The following is a 20,402-nucleotide window of genomic DNA, read 5'->3' on the forward strand; positions in this document are numbered from 1 at the left end:
TAACATACTGGTTGTTTTGTTCAGTTTTCAAAGAGCAAATATTTAAGGTCGCTTTATAATAGCAACTCTTATATATTAACATGTTAAATCATTTAAGTCAACATGTTTTTTTAAGATCATTTCATTAAAGCCACTCGCTTTTTTTAGCGACTTAAACAATATACCATGCTACCAAAACACTGTCAATAATTTTTTATTACATAATTACTATGTGTTTTCTTAAGCACGAATAATAATTTACCATGTTTTGAAATGGAAATCAAGTTGTTTAGAAAGGTAAATTTTGTAAGTTATACATTTATGTTTTATTAAAAATTATCATTCCCAGTATCGAGTCAATTAAACATAAAATCTTTAATAGAAGTTACACTTTTAACTAGCTCAAATACTAATATTATCAGAAGAATGAGAACTACATAGTGACGGCATGTATATTGCATCCTTCTTCACTATTAAAACAAAACTAGACATTTCTATAAGCTTCTTCAAATAAAAAAACAAGGTTCCTATAATAGAAACCCTGTTTATATTATTATTTATTACGCATTTGCGGGAAGAGTAGTACATCACGTATTGATGGAGAATTAGTTAGCAACATAACTAATCGATCTATTCCAATACCTAATCCTCCTGTTGGTGGCATACCATACTCTAACGCTTCTAGGAAATCCTCATCCATTAAATGAGCTTCATCATTTCCTGCAGCTCTTTCTTGTACTTGCGCCTCAAATCGTTCTCTTTGATCGATCGGATCATTCAGTTCACTAAATGCATTCGCATGTTCACGACCAACAATGAATAACTCAAAACGATCTGTGAAACGCTCGTCTTCTTCATTTTTCTTCGCTAATGGAGAAATTTCTACTGGATGACCATATATAAATGTAGGTTGAATTAATTTTTCCTCTACTCTTTGTTCAAAGAATTCATTTACTACGTGACCAAATGAAATACTATCTTGGATTTCAATTCCATGTTCTTTAGCTAGAGATTTTGCTTCTTCATCGCTCATCTCTTTCCAGAAATCTACTCCAGTATGTTCTTTTACAGCATCAACCATATGGAGTCTAGTCCATTTTGGTTCTAAATTAACTTCTACATCACCATATTTTACTGTAGTTGTACCTAATACTTCTTTCGCTATATGTGCAACCAAATTCTCCGTTAACTCCATGATATCATTATAGTCAGCGTATGCTTCATATAATTCAATCATTGTAAATTCTGGATTGTGGCGGGTCGAAACTCCTTCATTACGGAATACTCGTCCAATTTCATATACTTTTTCTAAACCACCAACGATTAAACGTTTTAGATGTAATTCAATCGCTATTCTCATATACAAAGGAATATCTAGCGCATTATGATGGGTAACAAACGGCCTTGCCGAAGCTCCACCCGGAATTCCATGCATCATAGGTGTTTCAACTTCTAAGAATCCCTCATTATCCAAGTATCTACGCATGGATTGAATAATTTTACTTCGTAATACAAATGTATCTCTACTATCTAAGTTAGTGATCAGATCGAGATAACGCTGACGATAGCGTTGCTCCACATCTTTTAATCCATGATATTTTTCAGGTAATGGACGTAAAGATTTTGATAATAATTGGAACTCAGTAGTCTTGACTGATAACTCGCCAACATTTGTTTTGAACATTACACCTGTCACTCCGACGATGTCACCTAAATCAATGGATTTAAATAATTCATAAGCTTCTTCCCCAATAGCATCTTTCCTTACATATAGCTGAATCTGACCACTGGCATCTTGAATATGTGTAAATCCTGCTTTTCCTTTCCCACGCTTTGTCATTACTCTTCCTGCAATAGTAACTTGAATTTCCTTTTCTTCTAAATCCTCTTTTGAAAATTCCTGATACTGATTTAATAACTCTTCAGCTAAGTGGGTACGATTAAACTTTCCTCCAAAGGGTTCGAGCCCTTGTTCCCGATATGAATCTAATTTTTCACGACGCACGCGCATGTGCTCATTTAATTCTTCTGACACAATAATCACTCCGTTATACTAATTTATATTTTAAATATGTATGATAAATACAATTGCCGGCATTAACCTTACCTATCTAAACCAAACTATTATCATTATTTCAACATAACTTATATTTTACACCTTGAATGAAATAAACTTCAACTAATGTACATGATAAAACCTACTATTCCGACGCTTTTTTCTTCTTTTTAAAATAACCTGCTAGCAGCGCCAGCAGATTATGAATAAATTTTAGGAAACTTTCATTGCAGTTTCAACATCATTTACAAATTTAAATAATATCTCTTCTAACTGCTCACGAGTTTCAGCCTGATTAATTTCTATTCTCACACTTCCGCTTCCATTAATTCCTTTAAGATACCATGCTGTATGTTTTCGCATTTCTAAGATAGCAACTTTTTCACCTTTTAGTTTGATTAGTCTTTCCATATGAAGCAAACAAACTTCTATCTTTTGTCTTGGTGTAGGAGCCTCTAAAAGTTCTCCTGTCTCAAGATATTTTACAGTTTGATAGATTATCCATGGATTTCCTAGAGCTGCACGACCAATCATAACAGCATCTACACCAGTCTCATCTAATCGTTGTTTAGCAATTTGAGGACTATCAATATCACCATTACCTATAACAGGTATTGTAACTGCTTCTTTAACTTGCTTAATAATTTCCCAATCAGCATAACCATCGTACATTTGTTTTCTGGTACGACCATGAATTCCGATGGCACTTGCTCCAGCTGCTTCAATTGCTTTTGCATTATCAACAGCATAAATGTGATTTTCATCCCAACCTGTTCGCATTTTTACTGTGATTGGCTTATTTACGTTTTCTACTGCAGCCTTTACCATTTGATAAATTTTATCAGGATCAAGTAGCCATCTGGCACCAGCCTCTACCTTTGTAACCTTTGGAGCTGGACACCCCATATTAATATCAATAATAGAAGCATTTGTATTTTGATCAACGTATTGCGCTGCTTGAATTAGTGATTCACGTTCTCCACCAAAAATTTGTAAGCTCATTGGCATTTCTTGCTCATCTATATATAACATTTTCATAGTTGTTTTGTTTTTGTTTACAATTCCTTTGTCACTAACCATTTCAGCAGTGATCAGTCCTGCTCCAAATTCTTTAACAGTTAGTCGAAAAGCCCAGTTGCTAACCCCTGCCATCGGTGCAAGTGTAACACGGTTTGGGATAGTGATGTCACCAATGTTAAACATATTATTCCACCTTTAATTTAAGTAGTTCATCCTTTTCTATATTGAGAGTACCTGCAATTTGTTCAATTAGTCCCTCTGGAATCTCTCTTGTCCCACGTTCAACCGAACCTAACACAGCTAGAGGAACACCCAAACGCTTGGCAAAGTCCATTTGTGTATACCCTTTTAGTTTACGAAATCCTCTTATTCTTCGTCCAATCCTTTTTCTATCCATAAAACGACTTCCTTCTTGTTGTTCTCTTTTAATTCATTTAATAATTCATGTACAGTTTTACCAATACAAGGAACGTTTTTTTCAGGTGCTATTTCATGTAAGGGTATGAGCACAAAAGCACGCTCATGCATTCTTGGATGTGGAACCTGTAATTGCTCCATTTTTATATTCTCTTCATTATAAAGTAAAATGTCAAGGTCTATTGTTCTTGGTCCAAAACGCACTTCTCTTTTTCTTCCTAGCCTTTGCTCTATTGTTTGAAGGTACAGTAATAATTCCATTGCTTGAAGGGGAGTTTCTACTTCAATTACCATATTCAAAAAATCTGCTTGCTCTGTGTAACCCATAGGTTCTGTTTCATAAATAGATGATTTATTAATTACCATAATTGATTCATTTTTATCCAATATGTTAATTGCTTGATTTAAGTAATCTTTTCTCGGTTCAATATTTGTGCCTAGTGCAATAAAAGCTCTATTCATCATTCTCTCTCCCTATAAATCTCTACTGATACAGATTGGTAATGACCCGGTATTGGTGGATCTGGCTTGATAACTTTTACTGTACATGCTTGAAGAAGTTGAAACTCCACTAACAATTGGTGAGCGATATCTTCAGCTACTGCTTCTATAAGATTCCGTGATTTACCTTCAACTATCTTTTTTACGTTATCATAAACTTGTCCATAATGAATGGAATCATCCATGTGATCTGTTTTTCCAGCTCTTTTTAAATCAACGAACAAATCAACATCGACAACAAAACGCTGACCCAATTTATTTTCTTCAGGGAATAACCCATGGAAACCATAAAAGGCCATTTGATTTAATGATATTTTATCCAAAGTTATTCTCCTCCTTCTCGTAGCATCGTATCCATCATTTTAGCTAGCTCGAAATTCAATTTTACATTATGAACACGAAAAATTCTTGCGCCTTTTGTTATCCCAAGGCAAGTGGTAGCACCTGTTCCATTATCTCTCTCCGGTGCTGGTACATCGAGCACTGAACCGATAAATCGTTTGCGTGAAGTTGCCAATAACAATGGATAACCCATATTTGCAAATTGTTCTAAGTTATTCATTACTACTAAGTTATCCTTTGCATCCTTTGCAAATCCAACACCAGGATCTAAAATAATATTCTCCTTAGGAACTCCTGCTTTAATAGCAATTTCAATACTTTCTTCTAAATCCCTTTTCATATCATCTATGATGGAGGTATAGTTCATATCTTCACGGTTATGCATAAGGATAATTGGAACATTGAATTCTTTAGCAACATCGGCAATTTCAGGGTCCTTTTTCGCTCCCCAGACATCATTTATAATCTCTGCACCCGCTAAGATTGATTGCCTTGCAGTTTCGGCTTTATATGTATCAATGGATATGGGGATTGATATTTTATCCTTAATTGCTTCAATCATTGGAACAACTCTTTTAATCTCTTCTTGTAACGATACTGGCTCATGGTCAGGTCTTGTTGATTCTCCACCTATATCAATAATGTCTGCACCTTGATTCTGCATTTTTATTGCTTGTGTGATTGCATTTTCTTTTGTTGTATAATTCCCACCATCTGAAAATGAATCCGGTGTTACATTAAGGATCCCCATAATATGTGTATGATGATCTAAATCTAAACTTTTTGTTGGTGTATTTATAATCATATGTTTACCTTCTTTCCATCAACATCTTAATTAACATTATGGTATCATACATTAGTAATCCTTATTAGTATTATTTTGACAAACAAAAAAGCTAGCATCCATTTAGATACTAGCTCCTTCATTTCAGAATTATTTTTCTTCATCAAATTGATATAACGGTGTAGAAAGGTAACGTTCACCGTTATCAGGGAAGATTGCAAGGACTTTTTTATCTTTTCCAAGCTGTTTAGCAACTTTTTTAGCTGCAGCAACAGCAGCACCTGCTGAAATACCACCTAATATTCCATTTGTTCTAGCTACTTCACGAGAAGTTTCAAAGGCTTCCTCATTCTCTATTGTTACCACTTCATCGTAAACATCTGTATTCAGTACTTTCGGCACAAATCCTGCACCAATTCCTTGAATCTTATGTGGTCCTGGTTTATTACCTGACAAGATAGCAGAATCTGTAGGCTCAACAGCATAAAGCTTGATTCCATCGAAATGTTCTTTCAGCACTTTACCAGCACCTGTGATCGTACCACCAGTACCAATCCCAGATACAAATGCGTCTAGGCCTTCTTTCATTTGTTCTACAATCTCTTTACCTGTTGTACGTGCATGTACTTCTGGGTTTGCTTCATTGTTAAATTGTTGAGGCATAAAATACCCATGCTCTTCACTAAGTTCTTCTGCCTTTTTAATAGCACCCTTCATGCCATCTGCACCAGGAGTAAGTACTAACTTTGCACCATATGCACGCAGTAAGTTACGACGTTCTTGACTCATTGTATCCGGCATTACTAATACAGCTCTATATCCTTTTGCTGCTGCAACCATTGCTAAACCGATACCCGTATTACCACTAGTCGGCTCGATAATTGTATCTCCTTCTTTTAACGAGCCTTCAATTTCTGCTGCTTCAATCATTGCTAAGGCAATACGATCCTTTACAGAACTTCCTGGGTTCATAAATTCTAACTTCACATATACATCTGCACTATCTTCATCTGTAATGTTATTTAGTTTTACGATTGGAGTTTCTCCAATTAGACCAATAATATTATCCGCTACTCTCATTCCAATACCTCCCAATTTAATTCCTAGTAAAACTATAGGATTTATAATAAATGTACTGCTGTCCCTTTAAAAAGTCAACTAATTGAACTAAAAATGGGCGCATACATCCTTATACTTTAGCTTATTCGTCATACAACCAATTGATATCAAATTTTTCCCATAATGGATTGGTTGATAAGGATTGGCCTAATTCATCTAAAGCTAATTCGTTTTTTATATATGGGCGAAGTTCTTCATAAGAAAACGTAATTTTTGGTAAACTTCTGTGTAAAAAGATAATAGCAAAACCCCTGTCCGTTACAAACGGTTCACTATAGGAGAATTCTTCTATCTTTTCAGCTTGAACATCATAATTTGCTGGTAAGAATTGAGTCGTGGTCGTGAAATATCCAATATAACCACCTTCGTCCTTGGATTCCTCATCAATAGAGTACTCTTTTGCAAGCAGAGAAAATGATGCACCGTTATTTAATTCTTCTACCACTTTTTCTGCAGTTTCCCTATCATTCACTAAAATATGTGATAATTGAAGTGATTTTGGGAAATTATACTGATTTTTATACAAATTATAGTAAGTTTTTATTTCTTCCTCAGGTATGGAGATACCTTCTGTTAATAGTGCTTCTAATTGGTAGCGAAAGGTTATATCCTCAGTCCATTGCTTCTCTACTTTTTCAACTTCATTTTTCGTCATTACGCCTTGTGTAGAGGTTAATAAGGCTATCTCACGTTCTAACACTTTATCATGGACGGTAATACCCTTTTCTGTCGCTAATTGTTTTACAATAGACTTATCAATCATTTGTTTCAACTGTTGTTCCCCATAGTTATCACGCAATGCTTTCATCCATTGATCTACCATTATTTCTTCATTACCTATTGTTGCAACAGGTTCATCACGTTCAATCTCCTCATTAGACTCATCTACAACTACAGTTTCTCCAGTTTGTTGTTTGGCATTCATCCAAAAAAGCAACGTAGTTATATTAGTAATGAGTAGTACGATAAGCAGACTGAGTAAAAATCGTTTTGACATGTTGTGTTTCCCCCAATTTAACTATCTCTGTATTAATTCTTCTAACTCACTCTCGGTAAAATGATACATTTCATTACAAAAGTGGCAACTTGCTTCAGCACCATGGTCTTCTTCAATCATATTTTGGATTTCCTCATCACCTAATCCGATGATAGCTTGTGCCAAACGTTCTTTTGAACATTTACAATGGAATGCAATTGGCATTTTTTCATGAATTTTAAGATTCTCACCAGCAAATAATATTTCAAGTATTTCCTCAGGTGTTTTTCCATCTTGAATTAAGGATGAAATAGCCGGGAATGTCTCAATTTGTTTTTCCAATTTAGATATAATGGCATCGTCTGCACCTGGCATCACCTGTACAATAAACCCACCAGATGCTAACACGGAATGGTCTGGGTTAACTAATACTCCTGCACCAACTGCTGAAGGTACCTGTTCCGAATTAGCGAAGTAATAGGTGAAATCCTCGCTTATCTCACCAGAGACAATTGGTACCTGTCCCGTGAAATATTCTTTCAACCCTAAGTCCTTAACCACACTTAAATTACCAGTAGTACCAACTGCACGAGCAACGTCTAATTTACCTTTGCTATTCAATTCAAAATCTACGTGTGGGTTAGTAACATAACTTCTTACCTCACCTTTGGAATTTCCATCAGCAACGATGGCCCCAATTGGACCACCACCTTCCACTTTAACTGTTAAGGTATCTTCCCCTTTAAGCATTGCCCCCATCATAGCAGTAATTGTTAAGGTTCTACCCATAGCAGCCGTGGTTGTTGCCCAAGTATCCTGTCTTCTACGTGCTTCTTCAACTGTTTCCGTCGACCGAACTGCATATGCACGAACTTTACCCTCATAAGTTGTTGCTTTAATTAAGTAATCTGACATTCTAAAAACTCCTTTATTATCACTTTTTCCAATTATCTTTGTAAATTGTATAGAGACCATTTAATGTTAAATAAGGATCCACAACATCTATCGTATTAGAAGCATCACCAATTAGAGCAGACAATCCGCCAGTGGCAATTACAGTTGGATTGGTGTTTGTAGAGTTTTTTATTTGGTTTACTATTCCATCTACTTGTCCAACATAACCATAAAAGACTCCTGATTTCATCGCTTCTACAGTGGATTTTCCGACAACTTCGTCGGGTTTTTCAATTTCAATTTTAGGAAGTTTAGAAGCTTTTTGATACAATGCCTCCATTGAAATATTAATTCCTGGAGAAATAATACCTCCACAATATTCTTCCCTATCATTTATATAACAAAATGTTGTTGCCGTTCCAAAATCTATAATCACTAATGGAGCCCTGTACTGCTTAATTGCTCCAACAGCATTTACAATTCGGTCTGCGCCAATCTCATGAGGATTTGGATAGCACATCTTTAGTTTCGTTGTTTCTAACGAATTCTTACCAACAATTAGTGGATCTATATCAAAATAAACTTCACACATTTTCTCAAGCGAAAACATAATCGGTGGTACAACCGATGAAATAATAACACCTTGAACATCCGACATTTCCAATCCCTTATGTTCAAATAAAGATTTAATCAACATAGCAAATTCATCTTCTGTTTTATATCGATCCGTTTTTATTCTCCAGTGATGTGTAAGTACATCATCCTCATATACTCCTAATACTGTATTGGTATTACCTACATCAAGTACAAAAAGCATTGCATACCAAACCTTCCTGTGAAAAAATAACATTCTACCTTCTACCTCATTACTATACCAAAATGGTTTAAAGAGAAAAAGCACGAGCGCAGCAAATATGTTTTCTTCTAATATTAAAATGTGCTTAAGTCTAAATATTATCAGAACGAGGACATAGCAAATCACTTTATTTCCGAAGCAATAAACATAACGATACTCTGTTTAATTAAACTAGAAAAAAACAGTCCTTGATATAAAGGACTGTTTTTTTATCACTTATTCTTTTTTATCGTCATTAGAAGGTTCATCGACTTTTTCTTCATCAACTTTTTCTTCTGCTTTTGCTTTCGCTTCTTCATAAGAAGAACCAATTGCATCTTCATCTTCTTCATCTTTAGAATTAATATTTACTTTAACTTCTTCTTCCTCTTCTGTCACTTCAGGTTCAGGTTCTGGCATAACGCCATCTTCAAATAGTGACTTAATTTGCTTCGCATCTAAAGTCTCTACTTCTAGAAGAGTTTGTGCTACTAATTCAAGTTTATCACGATGCTCTGTCAGAATTGACTTCGCACGGTCGTAACAATAATTGATGAAGTTTTGCATTTCTTGATCAATTTCATGAGCGATCGCATCACTGTAGTTTTGTTCATTTTGAATGTCTCTACCTAGGAATACTTCTCCACCACCACTTGTGAATTGTAGTGGTCCAAGTTTATCACTCATACCGTATTCAGTAATCATTTTACGGGCAATTCCAGTAGCACGTTGGAAGTCATTGGAAGCTCCTGTACTTACTTCTCCAAAAATGATTTCCTCTGCCACTCGACCACCTAAGAGGCCAGTAATTTTATCAAACAGTTCTGGTTTAGTCATGAAATAACGATCTTCTTTAGGTAGCATTACTGCATATCCACCAGCTTGCCCACGTGGGACAATGGTTACTTTATGAACGATATCCGCATCATCTAGCACCATTCCAATAATGGTGTGTCCACTTTCATGATATGCAACAATATTTCGTTCTTTTTCTGATATAACCCGGGTCTTTTTAGCAGGACCTGCAATTACGCGGTCAATCGCTTCATCCACATCGGTCATGTCAATTACTTTTTTATCAGCACGAGCAGCAACTAATGCCGCCTCATTCAACAGATTTTCTAAGTCAGCACCAGAGAAACCCGGTGTACGCATTGCAATTGTTTTTAAGTCCACTGTTTTATCAAGTGGTTTGTTGTTCGCGTGTACTTTTAAGACTGCTTCACGACCTTTAACATCTGGACGATCTACTGTAATTTGACGGTCAAAACGCCCTGGTCTTAACAATGCTGGGTCTAAAATATCAGGTCTGTTTGTTGCAGCGATAATGATGATTCCTTCATTTGCACCGAAACCATCCATTTCTACTAGCAATTGGTTTAAGGTTTGCTCACGCTCATCATGACCTCCGCCTAGTCCTGCACCACGTTGACGACCTACTGCGTCAATCTCATCAATGAAAATAATACAAGGCGCATTTTTCTTAGCATTTTCAAATAGATCACGTACACGAGATGCACCAACACCAACAAACATTTCAACAAAGTCAGAACCACTGATGGAGAAGAATGGTGTGCCAGCTTCTCCTGCAACTGCTCTTGCTAATAGTGTTTTACCAGTTCCTGGAGGTCCTACTAAAAGAACACCCTTTGGAATTCGAGCACCGATAGTTGAGAATTTGCGAGGATCTTTTAGGAATTCAACAACCTCAACTAATTCTTGTTTTTCTTCATCCGCACCAGCGACATCTTTAAAACGTACCTTTTTCTTTTCTTCACTATACATTTTCGCCTTACTTTTACCAAAGTTCATTACGCGGCCACCACCGCCACCTTGAGCTTGGCTAAGTAAGAAGAAGAATAATAAACCTATAATTAGAAACGGAATTAACGTTGTAAAAAGAGTTAGCCAAATACTTGGCGTATCTTCTTCAATTGTATCAAGTGCACTTTGTTCTTGTGCAAGTTGCGTTATATTGGCAACAATATCATTATTATCTGGAACTTGAGCAACAAACTGTTCATCGTCTTGTAGTGTTCCAGTGATACGCATTATTCCATTAACCGGCTGCATCGTCATTTCATCGATTTCACCATTATTTAATGCCTGCATAAATTCATTGACATTAAATTCTTTTGCTTGTTCATTTTGTCCATTAAGTACTCCTAAAACTCCAATAATTACCAAAAATAAGAGTAAATAAAAGAACGCATTCCGAAATATTCGGTTCATTGCCTACCTCCTCCCACACGGGAAAAACTATAAACAATAGTACCATACGAAAAAGTTATTTTACAACTAATTCCTCTCCGATACTATTAAGTTTTCACTAAATTTAAACAATATGTTATTAAAATTGCTAATTACTCTTCTCCACCATATATTTTCGGTTTTAGCACACCAATATACGGTAGGTTCCGATACTTTTCTTCATAATCCAAACCATAACCTACAACAAACTCATTTGGTACCTCGAATCCAACTAAATCAGCTTTAATTTTAGCAGTTCTTCCGGATGGCTTATCAAGTAACGTAACAATCTTTATTGATCTTGCTTTACGATACTTAAATAGGTCTACTAAGTAACTAAGGGTTAAGCCACTATCTATGATATCTTCAATTATTAATAAATCTCGTCCCTCTACTTTAGTATCCAAATCTTTTACTATTTTAACTTCCCCAGATGACTGCATTCCACCACCATAGCTCGATACATCCATAAAATCCATTTCGAGATACGTATTAATATGACGTAATACGTCAGACATAAAAGGCATGGCACCTTTTAACACACCAATTGCTAGTGGGAATTTATCTTTATATTCCTCTGTCAACTGGTCTCCAAGTGCTTTACACTTTGCTGCAATTTCTTCTTCTGTTATTAATATCTTCTCTATATCGTTATGCACGTTGCCCCTCCTACATCTTTTCATAATGTAATTGTATAAAAGAGTTAGAATTACTGTTTTCTATGGGTTGTCCCTTTTTTAAACCTACCAACCATAAGATTTTGCCATTATTATCTGTAATAATAGGCCATGTATCCCTCTCATTTAAAGGTATTTTTTCATCAATAAAGATATCCTTCAATTTTTTACTACCGTTTAAGCCTGACCAACTCATACGGTCACCCGTTTTTCTTGTCCTAATAAATAATGGTAAACTCACAGATTCAATACTAATGATAAAGGTATTCTTATTATGCTTAACAGGATGTTTAATATATGTAGCAGTGATTTTCCATCCATTTGGCAAATTCATTTCACCTGGAATTTCCATTTGTTTTTGATAGGATTGTTTAGGAGATTGCTGATCCTTGAAGTAACAATCAATATATTGATATGTCTTTACAACCATTAACTGACGAGGAAAATCAATGTGAACATTTCCCTTATTATTTGACAATAATGCTAAAAATTGTTTTTCATGAACATACGATAAATTATTAGGTAATTCATCGTATAGATAGTTTAATATTAGATGATAGGCTCTTCTTTGTAAAGCAGAAGCATATGATTTAAATAGCTCAACGTTCACTCTAATTCTCTTTTTGTTGGGGTAAAATTCAACAGCCTCTTTGATTACTTTTTTCGTTTCATTTTGGAGAAATTCTTCATCTTCCATCATTGTTTCATTTAAGTGTTGTACTGTCTTATGTATATTATTATTTTTCTCTTTTAGAAGTGGCAACACATGTTTCCTAAAATAATTTCTCGTATAATTGGTTTCTAAATTTGTTGGATCAATTCTTGGAATAAATCCGTTTGTAGCACAATACTCTTCCAGTTCCTTTTTGGTTAAACAAAGAAACGGTCGGATAATTTTAGCTCGTCCTAGTTGTCTTTTTACTGGTATGCCTGAAAAAACACTAGAATCTGCTGTTCGCGTTAAACGCATAAGCATCGTTTCCACTTGGTCATCTCCATGATGACCTAATGCTAAATAATCGGCATTTAACATCTCTATTTGTTCCTTAAAAAACTGATACCTAACTTTTCGAGCTGCTTCTTGGGTTCCCAGTTTTTCTTTCTTTTTATAGGTAGGAACGTCCAATGAAGTACCTATAAAAGCTATTCCCCACTCTTTACACTTCCCCTTAACGTATTCTAAGTCCTCTTTGCTTCCTTCTTTGCGAAGTTGATGATCAACTGAAAGAACATAAATACAGAGCTTCCACTCCTCTTTAATGGAATTAAGAAAATGTAATAAAGCCATTGAATCAGGTCCACCCGATACTCCAACTAGGACTGTGCTATTTTTTTTCAATAACTGGTGCCTTTGAATAAAATCTAATACAGTTTCTTTCATTAGTTAACATCTCCACCTTGATATTCCACTATTTTAGCACAATCTATCTTTCCAGTACTATTAAATCAGTTAATAGACGAGTAAGGAGGTTACATAATAGATAAAAGCAATTAGCGTAATACCGATTGATTCGAATAGTATAGGTGGATAATTATCAGATGGGGTTTTCTGATTGTGAGCAACTTTTCGTTGTGTATTGTATAATCGTTGAGCTATTTCCTGTCTCATTTCTTTTGCAGACCGGTACTTTCCTGTTAAAGCTTTTTTAAAACACACCTCATATGGCCTTAGTGCTTGAACTTTATCAATCCGTTTAAATAAAGACGCTTTAGTGTTTGCCCCTTTTTCAAACCTACTAGGGTAAAATAGATTTAAGAAAATCATTACTAACGCAAATAAATCATAAGTTGGTTCTGCACGCCTAGAGCCTAATTCCCAATACCCACGATCATAGAACTCTGTATATTCCTTAATCGCTCGTCCTATTTGTGTCGTTCCTCCAACATCAATCCAGCGAATTTTAGGTGGATTGGATGACACGATAAGGTTATCTGTTTTCAAATCCCCAAACACCCATCCTGCTTGATGAAGTTTCTCTAAGTCATCTAATAACTGAAGAATGAAAACCCCAATCCATTCCTTACCATTTCGTGAAATAAAATCATGAATTGTCTGGCCATCGATATATTCCATCACATAAAATGAATAAGTGGACCCATTTGGTGCGAGCCAATCATCGACATCTATTAAATAAGGTCCAAGCCGATTTCCTTGGACCTTTTCTAATGATTTCAATACATTTACTTCCATCGTCATAGAGGAATTTTTGCTACTAATCTTAAGTGCAAATAACTTTTTACTTTCTTCACATAAATAGACAGTCCCAATCGCACCATTACCTAATTTCTTTTTAATTAGATAACTTCTTTTATGCCATTTCCCATGTATTTTCATACCAGGTCTTAGTTCAAAGTCATGCGTTCTCGACGTCTTGTTCATCATTTTTTCTAAAGCTCCTTAATAAGCTCTTCTTTCCAAACTGATACATCGCCTCACGTATTGCCGGACCTGTTGGTGTAATCCCGCCACTAGTTAATTTAGGGAATACACTAGATATACTATCTAACTTAGGTGACCAATCTAAAACCTTATCAATATCTTTTCTCTTTCCAGGGAAACTAAAGATACTAAATCGGTTTCTTCCAATTCGAGCATTTAGACTAATAGATAAATCAATTAGTGCCTCTTTTACGGTAGGTAGTTTATCATGCATACTAGCACTTGTATCTATTAATACTAATACTTCTAAATCACAAGTTTCTCCTAAGTCCTCTACAACCTCCATGATCTCTCCACGCTTTTCTGGTTCTAAATCTTCCATAGTTTGCTCTGAACCTAGTATCTGCTTTAGTTCTGTATTAACAAATCCCTGTAACGTCTGTGTCATTGCCTGCTTTGTTACCATTTGCACTGTTTGTGATAAGGCTTGCTTGTAAACTAGTTGGCTTACCCCACCACCTGAGAGAGCAATATCCTCTACTTCTTGCAGTCCTTGTGGGTCTTCCGTTTGGTCATCTTCTAAAATACCAATTACATTTACCGTAATCCCCTGTTGATGAGCTAATGCAGCCGTTGCAGAAGGGTCTTCTCCCTTATTAGAACATCCATCGGTAATTAATAAAATTTGTTTTAAAGTCCCCTTTTTCACTCGTTACACCTCCAACTTTTTCCATCATCAGCATCTCCATTTAAACTAGTATTTATACATGTTTAATAAAAGCTAGTTTGCTTTGATGAGCTATTATTTATAGTTTTGAATGGTGGTCTAACACAAATCCACGTTTCACTAGAATACTTCGCTCAAACAAAAATCCGAACTGAAGCCGAATTCTAATAGGGGAATTCAGTTTCACTGTTCGGATTTCATAATAATAATCTATAAACATAATTATTGTGCTTTATCTTCATAAATTGGAACGGTAGCCCATTTTGGTATGTTCTTTTTCACTTTTGCTACCATCACTGTCATGTCATCATCAATGGCTCCAGACCTTGTCCGTATAACTTCCTCTAGTAATAAGTCTGCTACTTCCTGGGGATCATCCGTTTCCATTTCACGTATTTTTCTCTTAAGCCATATGTCGGTATTCTCAACATGTTTTGGTCCATCGAAAATACCATCGCTCATCATAATTAATAAATCTTCTGCCAACAGCTGCTCACTAACAATATCCACATCAAACTCTTGGATAATCCCAATTGGCAAATTATTCGCTTCTACCTTTAACATTTGGTCACCTCGTTTAATAAAACTTGGTGTTGACCCAATTTTTAAGAAACGAACATATGCATTGTGTAAATTAATTACTGCCAAGTCCAATGTTGCAAACATCTCATCTGATGTTCGCAGAGCTAGTATGGAATTAATAGATTTAATCGCAACCTTTTCAGGAATTCCTGTTTGTAATATTTGTTGCAATAATCGAAGTGTCTCTTCACTTTCCTCACTAGCTCTTTCTCCATTACCCATTCCGTCACTAATAGCCATTGCATATTTACCAGCACCAAGCTCTATCATTGTATAACTATCACCCGAAACGACTCCACCACCTTTAGCAGCATGTGCTACACCAGTCGTTACTGTATATTCCTTTGCTGACCCAAACGCTAAAAATGAGTAACCATTTGGAAATGGAGAGATTTCTTCATGTTTAACTACAATCGTCTCATTTAAAATATCTGATAGAACAGGGGCAATTAATTTGGCTCCTTCTCCATGATAGTCATAGAAGGAAACGGCCATTTCAATATCAACATTTCCCTTATCTAAGCGATAAACATCTAGTTTTTCTAATTCAATTCCTAATGCTTTTAAAGCGTGAACGATTTGCAACTCCTGTTTCTCATGATGTTCTCTCTCTTTCAATATTTCCTTTGCAAAATCATCCATTACTTCTGATACTCCTTGAAGCTGTTCAGCTACCAATCGTTTACTTTCTAATACTTGTTTTTTTAATTTGCGATTTGCATCAAAGTAGGATATTTCTTCTTTCATCGTATCAATTACCTTTTTGGATTTAACACAATGATTCTCAAACTCTCTAACTGTTTTACGATTCGGTTCCTGATCGTCGGTTATATCATTTTTCATACTTTCCATTAAACCATACGTTTTATCAAATTGCTGTTGCCAACAACGTTCTTTCATAAAACAAGATTGGCATGTTTTTTCTGTAACTTGACTTAAGAAATAATCCGTCTCTCGCTGTTTTTCTTCTTCGTCTTCTGCTGAGTAGCTCTCAGCAGATTGGAAGCTTTTTGATAATGCTTCAAAAACCTCAGAAAATTGTTCTACACGTTTAGCAGTTACATTACGTACTTTTTGCAAATATTGCTCTTGCTCATTGGTGTGTTCCTCTGTACCAGGAATATACCTTGATAGTTTCTTAAACCAGATACCTGGAGTTAATAGAAATAAGAAAATAGCAATCGAGGACTCAATGATTGATGGCAAAATAGCTTGGGATTCTCCATAGATACCAACTAGAAATGTTCCAACTAATAATCCGGCACTAACACCTAGCTTTTTCCCTTCTTTTAATAACCCTCCAAGTAAACCTGAAAATGCTAATAAACTCATCTGATAAATATTTGCGACACTTGCTAGTGATAAAATCAACCCAACAACAACACCCACCGTTGACCCAATAGCAGCACCACCAATATAAGCTAATATTAATACAAAATACCTTGATAACACTTGTTCAATAGAAGCCCCGTAAAGTTCCCAACCTACTGTCCCAGTAAGAATGGAGGCAATTAAAATAATCATACACACAATTTCTTCATTTTTTAAAGTAGGTTTATAGCGTTTTGGTGATATTAATGGAACACTTTGCATAAAGATTAATACTAAGATTGTCCCTAAAATTCCCTCTACTACTAGCAACATCCATTCATAATAGCTTAACTGTGATGATAAGGAGTATAAAAATAATCGAGGAACGACTGTTGCCATAAATACAAATAGAGGTATTTTTATCTGCTGATGATTGGAATTTTTAAAGATACCAGCAAGAATGATAAATACTAAAGTTGCTACAGCAATATATACACCATGTTCAAACGAATACGTAAAAGCACCTGCCATAGTAGCAATCATTATTTTAGGAGATTTATCTCTATGTAAAAACCACATCGTTGCTAGAAATGCTACAGCAAATGGCGAAACTGCTGATAAAATAATTGCTCTTCCTAGCAAGAATCCAACTATGACAAATAGCCAGCCTTTATCTAACAGTACTTTTTTTGCTTTTGAATATTTCTTTTTCCCTGTTTGATCTAAATCCTTTTTTCCTACCCTGATCGTATTTGATTCTGTTCTTGGAATAGAATCTAGCATTTTATACCACTCCTCTTTGACGGATAGTATATTCAAATTATCTTAGCCCCTTGCTAAGCAGTAGTTTTACAGAATATAATAGAATCCTTTCAATAAAGTAAACCATAGGTTTGCAACTTTTTTTGTCAAAACAAGAGGGCTAATCCTAAAAATCGTTCGACGCTATTCTTCTAGTAAAAGTTATTTTCTACATAAACCTTTTTTCTCCCTCGAATCGTTCACTCCATTTCTAAAATCATTAATTACCTATTCATACCTGGTATTCGTACATATCATAGGCGATTAAACAAATTATAAGGAGTAAAGCAACTGAATTTATTCCCTTTATTTGTAAAAACATCTGTCGAAATATTTATTAAGAGTTATAGCAAATGGTGGTATTCTACTATTGCATAATTTGGAAAATAGATTTATATAGAGAATCTATTGACACTTTCTCTATCCTCAGGTATGATATTTTTTGTTGCTTCTATATTTTGGCGGCGTAGCTCAGCTGGCGAGAGCGTACGGTTCATACCCGTGAGGTCGTGGGTTCGATCCCCTCCGCCGCTATTACTTAAAAAAGAGGTTATCCCATAAGGATCTCGTGTAGATACCTGGGATAACCTCTTTTTTTGAGCAATAAAAAAACAGGTACACATATGGATACCTGCTTTTGCTTATTATTTATTAGAAAAGATTATAGAGCATTCTCTATAGACAGCAACTGCTATCCTCTTTTAGCACCTCGACCCCCACGTTTAGATTCCGTGTGCTTCTTTAAAGAGGCTAAACGGTCTTCAGAATCTTTTAGAAAACGGCTCATTTTTGCTTCAAATGATTCAGTACGTTCTCTTGTGCTTCTTTGACGTTGTGGTTTATCCTTAGCTTTCTTAATAGATAAACCGATTTTACCATCCTTTTCGACATTAATTACTTTTACCTTAACCTCGTCACCTACCGTTAAGTGTTCATTAATATCTTTAACATAGTTATCGGCAACTTCACTAATATGAACAAGGCCCGTTTTCCCTTCTCCAAGCTCTACAAAAGCTCCAAAATTAGTGATCCCTGTTACCTTTCCTTGCAGCTTGCTGCCTACTTCGATTGACATAAAAAAAATGCTCCTCCTTAAGATTTTAAAATCACTACTTACTATATATTATAGCTAAGCGTTGCAAAGTGTGTCAATATGAGGGGTCTTCGTCGGGAATTTTGAAAATTAATTCCCCTTTTTTAGATAAGAAGTAATTTGTACGTGCTATATCTAATATATATGAGTCATTATTCAATAATTCAATTTCCTCTTTATACTGAACTTCTAAGTTTTGTAAATGGGTTAACTCTTCTTTAAGCTGATTATACTCTTCTAGTTTTTCTGCATGAATCTCTCGTTGTTTAAAATGATAAACGGTTAGTGAGCCAATTATAATCGCAACTAAAATAGCAAAAAATATGAGTCTACGTTTTAACAGTTTCTTTCGTCTGTTTTGTCTTTCTTGGTAAACATCATACTGTTGCACGTAACTAGGATGTATTTTAGAAACCTTGCTCTTGTTGACAGACATAGCATTACCTCCTCTTTGACGAGATATACTTCACCCACTTTATAATTATATTCTTTATTTTACTATAAAATCCTGCAAGATTGTGTAAAAACAGTTTAACTTTATCTGGTAAAAGGCGATATATCAAACCAAAGACCCACTTAATGGGTGCGAAGAGGAGTTTGAAGCAAAATTGAATGACAGTCCATGCCATGCCAACAATAAAAATAATAAAAGCAATTAATAATTGTATAAGGTATTTAATTGGTTTATATACTAGCGCAATAAACAATCTTTCAAAAAAATTATAAACCTGTTTGATAATTACAATGAGTCTTTCTAGTAATCTCTTATAGAAGTTCGCAGCAATTACTTGGTAGGTGGCATATCCAAGTAATGTTGCTGCAAACACATAAAATCTTAACTCTCCTGAATTCACTAAAAATAATAAATAATAAAGGATAAAGGTTTGAGAGAGCCAAAAACAAACTTCCAGTAAGTAAACTAAAAATTTCTTACTCTTCCAATGTCTGTCGAAACGGCGAAAGGTATCCACTGCCATACCAAGATAAAAGCCACCTGAAATCATTGTAATCATCGTTAGAAATTGGATATTTAATGTCATCTAAATAGCTTGCTAAAGAGCCCTTTAGCTTTCTCCTGTTGGTGTTCATCTACATAGGAAATCTCGTAAATCTTGCCTTTGATAGAGACAACACCTTCACCTACGTCAAGGTTTTTTAACTGTAAATTATGGCCGCGCACAATTAAATAACCCATTACCGTTTCTAAAAGGAACTCTTCATTATCAAAACTATCAACTTCTTTAACTCCTGTTATTTCTAGCAACTTTCTGTTATTAATCTTTAATTGATGATCTTGTTGTTGTACTCTGTGATTATTTTCTTTATCATAATAGTTCATATCCGCTTCCTCCTTATCAGTAATACTTTATGAAAGGAGGGACAAGTATAGAACTAGTTGTCCATTATTTTTTCTTCTTTTACTACTTTATATAAAAGTCCTGCTTCTTCTTTTCGTACCACTTCTTTTAATGAAGTTACCTCAACTGTCACAAGCTTTTGTCCAAATTTAATAACTAGTTCATCTCCAACAGCTACTGTTGAAGATGCTTTAGCTTGGTTGCCATTAATTGTTATTCTTCCTTGGTCTGCTACCTCTTTAGCTAATGTACGGCGTTTTATTAACCTTGAAATTTTTAGAAACTTATCTAATCTCATTT

21 protein-coding genes and 1 tRNA gene are annotated in these 20,402 nt (G+C 35.1%); 1 reads left to right on the top strand and 21 read right to left on the bottom strand.

The window, feature by feature from the left end; all coding sequences use genetic code 11:
• Window positions 1–532: 532 nt before the first annotated feature.
• The 16 genes from lysS to spoIIE all read right to left on the bottom strand — a co-directional run bounded on the left by lysS (window position 533) and on the right by spoIIE (window position 17,633).
• A complete protein-coding gene (lysS, locus tag BUB12_RS11915) occupies window positions 533–2,014 on the bottom strand; it encodes a lysine--tRNA ligase (protein WP_072891147.1) in 1,482 nt (493 codons plus the stop codon).
• 234 nt (window positions 2,015–2,248) lie between these two features.
• A complete protein-coding gene (gene dusB / locus BUB12_RS11920) occupies window positions 2,249–3,238 on the bottom strand; it encodes a tRNA dihydrouridine synthase DusB (RefSeq protein ID WP_072891148.1) in 990 nt (329 codons plus the stop codon).
• A 1-nt stretch (window position 3,239) separates the two neighbouring features.
• Window positions 3,240–3,452 carry a helix-turn-helix domain-containing protein gene (locus BUB12_RS11925; RefSeq protein WP_072891149.1) on the bottom strand — a complete coding sequence of 71 codons (213 nt, stop codon included), beginning with the start codon at window positions 3,450–3,452 and terminating at the stop codon, window positions 3,240–3,242.
• Window positions 3,422–3,934 (bottom strand): 2-amino-4-hydroxy-6-hydroxymethyldihydropteridine diphosphokinase, encoded by a 513-nt coding sequence (gene folK / locus BUB12_RS11930; RefSeq protein WP_072891150.1) that lies wholly within the window; start codon window positions 3,932–3,934, stop codon window positions 3,422–3,424. Before folK ends, BUB12_RS11925 begins: the two co-directional genes overlap by 31 nt.
• Entirely contained in the window at window positions 3,934–4,296 is a 363-nt protein-coding gene (gene folB, locus BUB12_RS11935) for a dihydroneopterin aldolase (RefSeq protein WP_072891151.1), read from the bottom strand. Before folB ends, folK begins: the two co-directional genes overlap by 1 nt.
• A gap of 2 nt (window positions 4,297–4,298) precedes the next feature.
• A complete protein-coding gene (folP, locus tag BUB12_RS11940; RefSeq protein ID WP_072891152.1) occupies window positions 4,299–5,120 on the bottom strand; it encodes a dihydropteroate synthase in 822 nt (273 codons plus the stop codon).
• 129 nt (window positions 5,121–5,249) lie between these two features.
• A complete protein-coding gene (cysK, locus tag BUB12_RS11945; RefSeq protein WP_072891153.1) occupies window positions 5,250–6,179 on the bottom strand; it encodes a cysteine synthase A in 930 nt (309 codons plus the stop codon).
• 121 nt (window positions 6,180–6,300) lie between these two features.
• Window positions 6,301–7,215: a peptidylprolyl isomerase gene (locus BUB12_RS11950; RefSeq protein ID WP_072891154.1), complete on the bottom strand. Its 915-nt coding sequence runs from the start codon at window positions 7,213–7,215 to the stop codon at window positions 6,301–6,303.
• Between the two features lie 21 nt (window positions 7,216–7,236).
• Complete coding sequence (hslO, locus tag BUB12_RS11955) at window positions 7,237–8,109, bottom strand: Hsp33 family molecular chaperone HslO (RefSeq protein ID WP_072891155.1); 873 nt, start codon at window positions 8,107–8,109, stop codon at window positions 7,237–7,239.
• Window positions 8,110–8,128: 19 nt separating this feature from the next.
• Window positions 8,129–8,905, bottom strand: a complete 777-nt coding sequence (locus BUB12_RS11960; protein ID WP_072891181.1) for a type III pantothenate kinase — start codon at window positions 8,903–8,905, stop codon at window positions 8,129–8,131.
• Window positions 8,906–9,160: 255 nt separating this feature from the next.
• Window positions 9,161–11,155 carry an ATP-dependent zinc metalloprotease FtsH gene (gene ftsH / locus BUB12_RS11965; protein ID WP_072891156.1) on the bottom strand — a complete coding sequence of 665 codons (1,995 nt, stop codon included), beginning with the start codon at window positions 11,153–11,155 and terminating at the stop codon, window positions 9,161–9,163.
• A 131-nt stretch (window positions 11,156–11,286) separates the two neighbouring features.
• Window positions 11,287–11,832, bottom strand: coding sequence for a hypoxanthine phosphoribosyltransferase (gene hpt, locus BUB12_RS11970; protein WP_072891157.1), 546 nt, complete (start codon window positions 11,830–11,832; stop codon window positions 11,287–11,289).
• Window positions 11,833–11,842: 10 nt separating this feature from the next.
• Window positions 11,843–13,231, bottom strand: coding sequence for a tRNA lysidine(34) synthetase TilS (tilS, locus tag BUB12_RS11975; protein WP_072891158.1), 1,389 nt, complete (start codon window positions 13,229–13,231; stop codon window positions 11,843–11,845).
• Between the two features lie 69 nt (window positions 13,232–13,300).
• Window positions 13,301–14,233: a protein kinase domain-containing protein gene (locus BUB12_RS11980; protein WP_234982696.1), complete on the bottom strand. Its 933-nt coding sequence runs from the start codon at window positions 14,231–14,233 to the stop codon at window positions 13,301–13,303.
• Window positions 14,205–14,939 (bottom strand): VWA domain-containing protein, encoded by a 735-nt coding sequence (locus tag BUB12_RS11985; protein WP_072891159.1) that lies wholly within the window; start codon window positions 14,937–14,939, stop codon window positions 14,205–14,207. Before BUB12_RS11985 ends, BUB12_RS11980 begins: the two co-directional genes overlap by 29 nt.
• 240 nt (window positions 14,940–15,179) lie before the next feature.
• Window positions 15,180–17,633 (bottom strand): stage II sporulation protein E, encoded by a 2,454-nt coding sequence (gene spoIIE / locus BUB12_RS11990; protein WP_072891160.1) that lies wholly within the window; start codon window positions 17,631–17,633, stop codon window positions 15,180–15,182.
• 478 nt (window positions 17,634–18,111) lie between these two features.
• Here spoIIE and BUB12_RS11995 point away from each other — a divergent pair.
• A tRNA-Met gene (locus BUB12_RS11995) sits at window positions 18,112–18,185 on the top strand.
• 157 nt (window positions 18,186–18,342) lie between these two features.
• Here the strand turns inward: BUB12_RS11995 and BUB12_RS12000 are convergent.
• From BUB12_RS12000 to BUB12_RS12020, 5 genes are all read right to left on the bottom strand, one after another.
• Entirely contained in the window at window positions 18,343–18,726 is a 384-nt protein-coding gene (locus tag BUB12_RS12000) for a S1 domain-containing RNA-binding protein (protein ID WP_072891161.1), read from the bottom strand.
• Between the two features lie 73 nt (window positions 18,727–18,799).
• Complete coding sequence (locus BUB12_RS12005) at window positions 18,800–19,180, bottom strand: FtsB family cell division protein (protein WP_072891162.1); 381 nt, start codon at window positions 19,178–19,180, stop codon at window positions 18,800–18,802.
• Window positions 19,181–19,184: 4 nt separating this feature from the next.
• Entirely contained in the window at window positions 19,185–19,784 is a 600-nt protein-coding gene (yabQ, locus tag BUB12_RS12010; RefSeq protein ID WP_072891163.1) for a spore cortex biosynthesis protein YabQ, read from the bottom strand.
• Window positions 19,781–20,083, bottom strand: coding sequence for a sporulation protein YabP (gene yabP, locus BUB12_RS12015; protein ID WP_072891164.1), 303 nt, complete (start codon window positions 20,081–20,083; stop codon window positions 19,781–19,783). Before yabP ends, yabQ begins: the two co-directional genes overlap by 4 nt.
• Window positions 20,084–20,136: 53 nt before the next feature.
• Window positions 20,137–20,400 carry an RNA-binding S4 domain-containing protein gene (locus BUB12_RS12020; protein ID WP_072891165.1) on the bottom strand — a complete coding sequence of 88 codons (264 nt, stop codon included), beginning with the start codon at window positions 20,398–20,400 and terminating at the stop codon, window positions 20,137–20,139.
• Window positions 20,401–20,402 lie beyond the last annotated feature (2 nt).

It is taken from the genome of Ornithinibacillus halophilus (assembly GCF_900129485.1).
Classification (GTDB): Bacteria; Bacillota; Bacilli; order Bacillales; family Amphibacillaceae; genus Ornithinibacillus; species Ornithinibacillus halophilus.

Bases quoted from the DNA above. Each gene is read 5' to 3' on its own strand.
- dusB (WP_072891148.1), bottom strand. From the start codon at position 3,238: ATGTTTAACATTGGTGACATCACTATCCCAAACCGTGTTACACTTGCA.
- BUB12_RS11925 (WP_072891149.1), bottom strand. From the start codon at position 3,452: ATGGATAGAAAAAGGATTGGACGAAGAATAAGAGGATTTCGTAAACTA.
- folK (WP_072891150.1), bottom strand. From the start codon at position 3,934: ATGAATAGAGCTTTTATTGCACTAGGCACAAATATTGAACCGAGAAAA.
- folP (WP_072891152.1), bottom strand. From the start codon at position 5,120: ATGATTATAAATACACCAACAAAAAGTTTAGATTTAGATCATCATACA.
- cysK (WP_072891153.1), bottom strand. From the start codon at position 6,179: ATGAGAGTAGCGGATAATATTATTGGTCTAATTGGAGAAACTCCAATC.
- BUB12_RS11950 (WP_072891154.1), bottom strand. From the start codon at position 7,215: ATGTCAAAACGATTTTTACTCAGTCTGCTTATCGTACTACTCATTACT.
- hslO (WP_072891155.1), bottom strand. From the start codon at position 8,109: ATGTCAGATTACTTAATTAAAGCAACAACTTATGAGGGTAAAGTTCGT.
- BUB12_RS11960 (WP_072891181.1), bottom strand. From the start codon at position 8,905: ATGCTTTTTGTACTTGATGTAGGTAATACCAATACAGTATTAGGAGTA.
- ftsH (WP_072891156.1), bottom strand. From the start codon at position 11,155: ATGAACCGAATATTTCGGAATGCGTTCTTTTATTTACTCTTATTTTTG.
- tilS (WP_072891158.1), bottom strand. From the start codon at position 13,231: ATGAAAGAAACTGTATTAGATTTTATTCAAAGGCACCAGTTATTGAAA.
- BUB12_RS11980 (WP_234982696.1), bottom strand. From the start codon at position 14,233: ATGATGAACAAGACGTCGAGAACGCATGACTTTGAACTAAGACCTGGT.
- spoIIE (WP_072891160.1), bottom strand. From the start codon at position 17,633: ATGCTAGATTCTATTCCAAGAACAGAATCAAATACGATCAGGGTAGGA.
- BUB12_RS12000 (WP_072891161.1), bottom strand. From the start codon at position 18,726: ATGTCAATCGAAGTAGGCAGCAAGCTGCAAGGAAAGGTAACAGGGATC.
- BUB12_RS12005 (WP_072891162.1), bottom strand. From the start codon at position 19,180: ATGTCTGTCAACAAGAGCAAGGTTTCTAAAATACATCCTAGTTACGTG.
- yabQ (WP_072891163.1), bottom strand. From the start codon at position 19,784: ATGACATTAAATATCCAATTTCTAACGATGATTACAATGATTTCAGGT.
- yabP (WP_072891164.1), bottom strand. From the start codon at position 20,083: ATGAACTATTATGATAAAGAAAATAATCACAGAGTACAACAACAAGAT.
- BUB12_RS12020 (WP_072891165.1), bottom strand. From the start codon at position 20,400: ATGAGATTAGATAAGTTTCTAAAAATTTCAAGGTTAATAAAACGCCGT.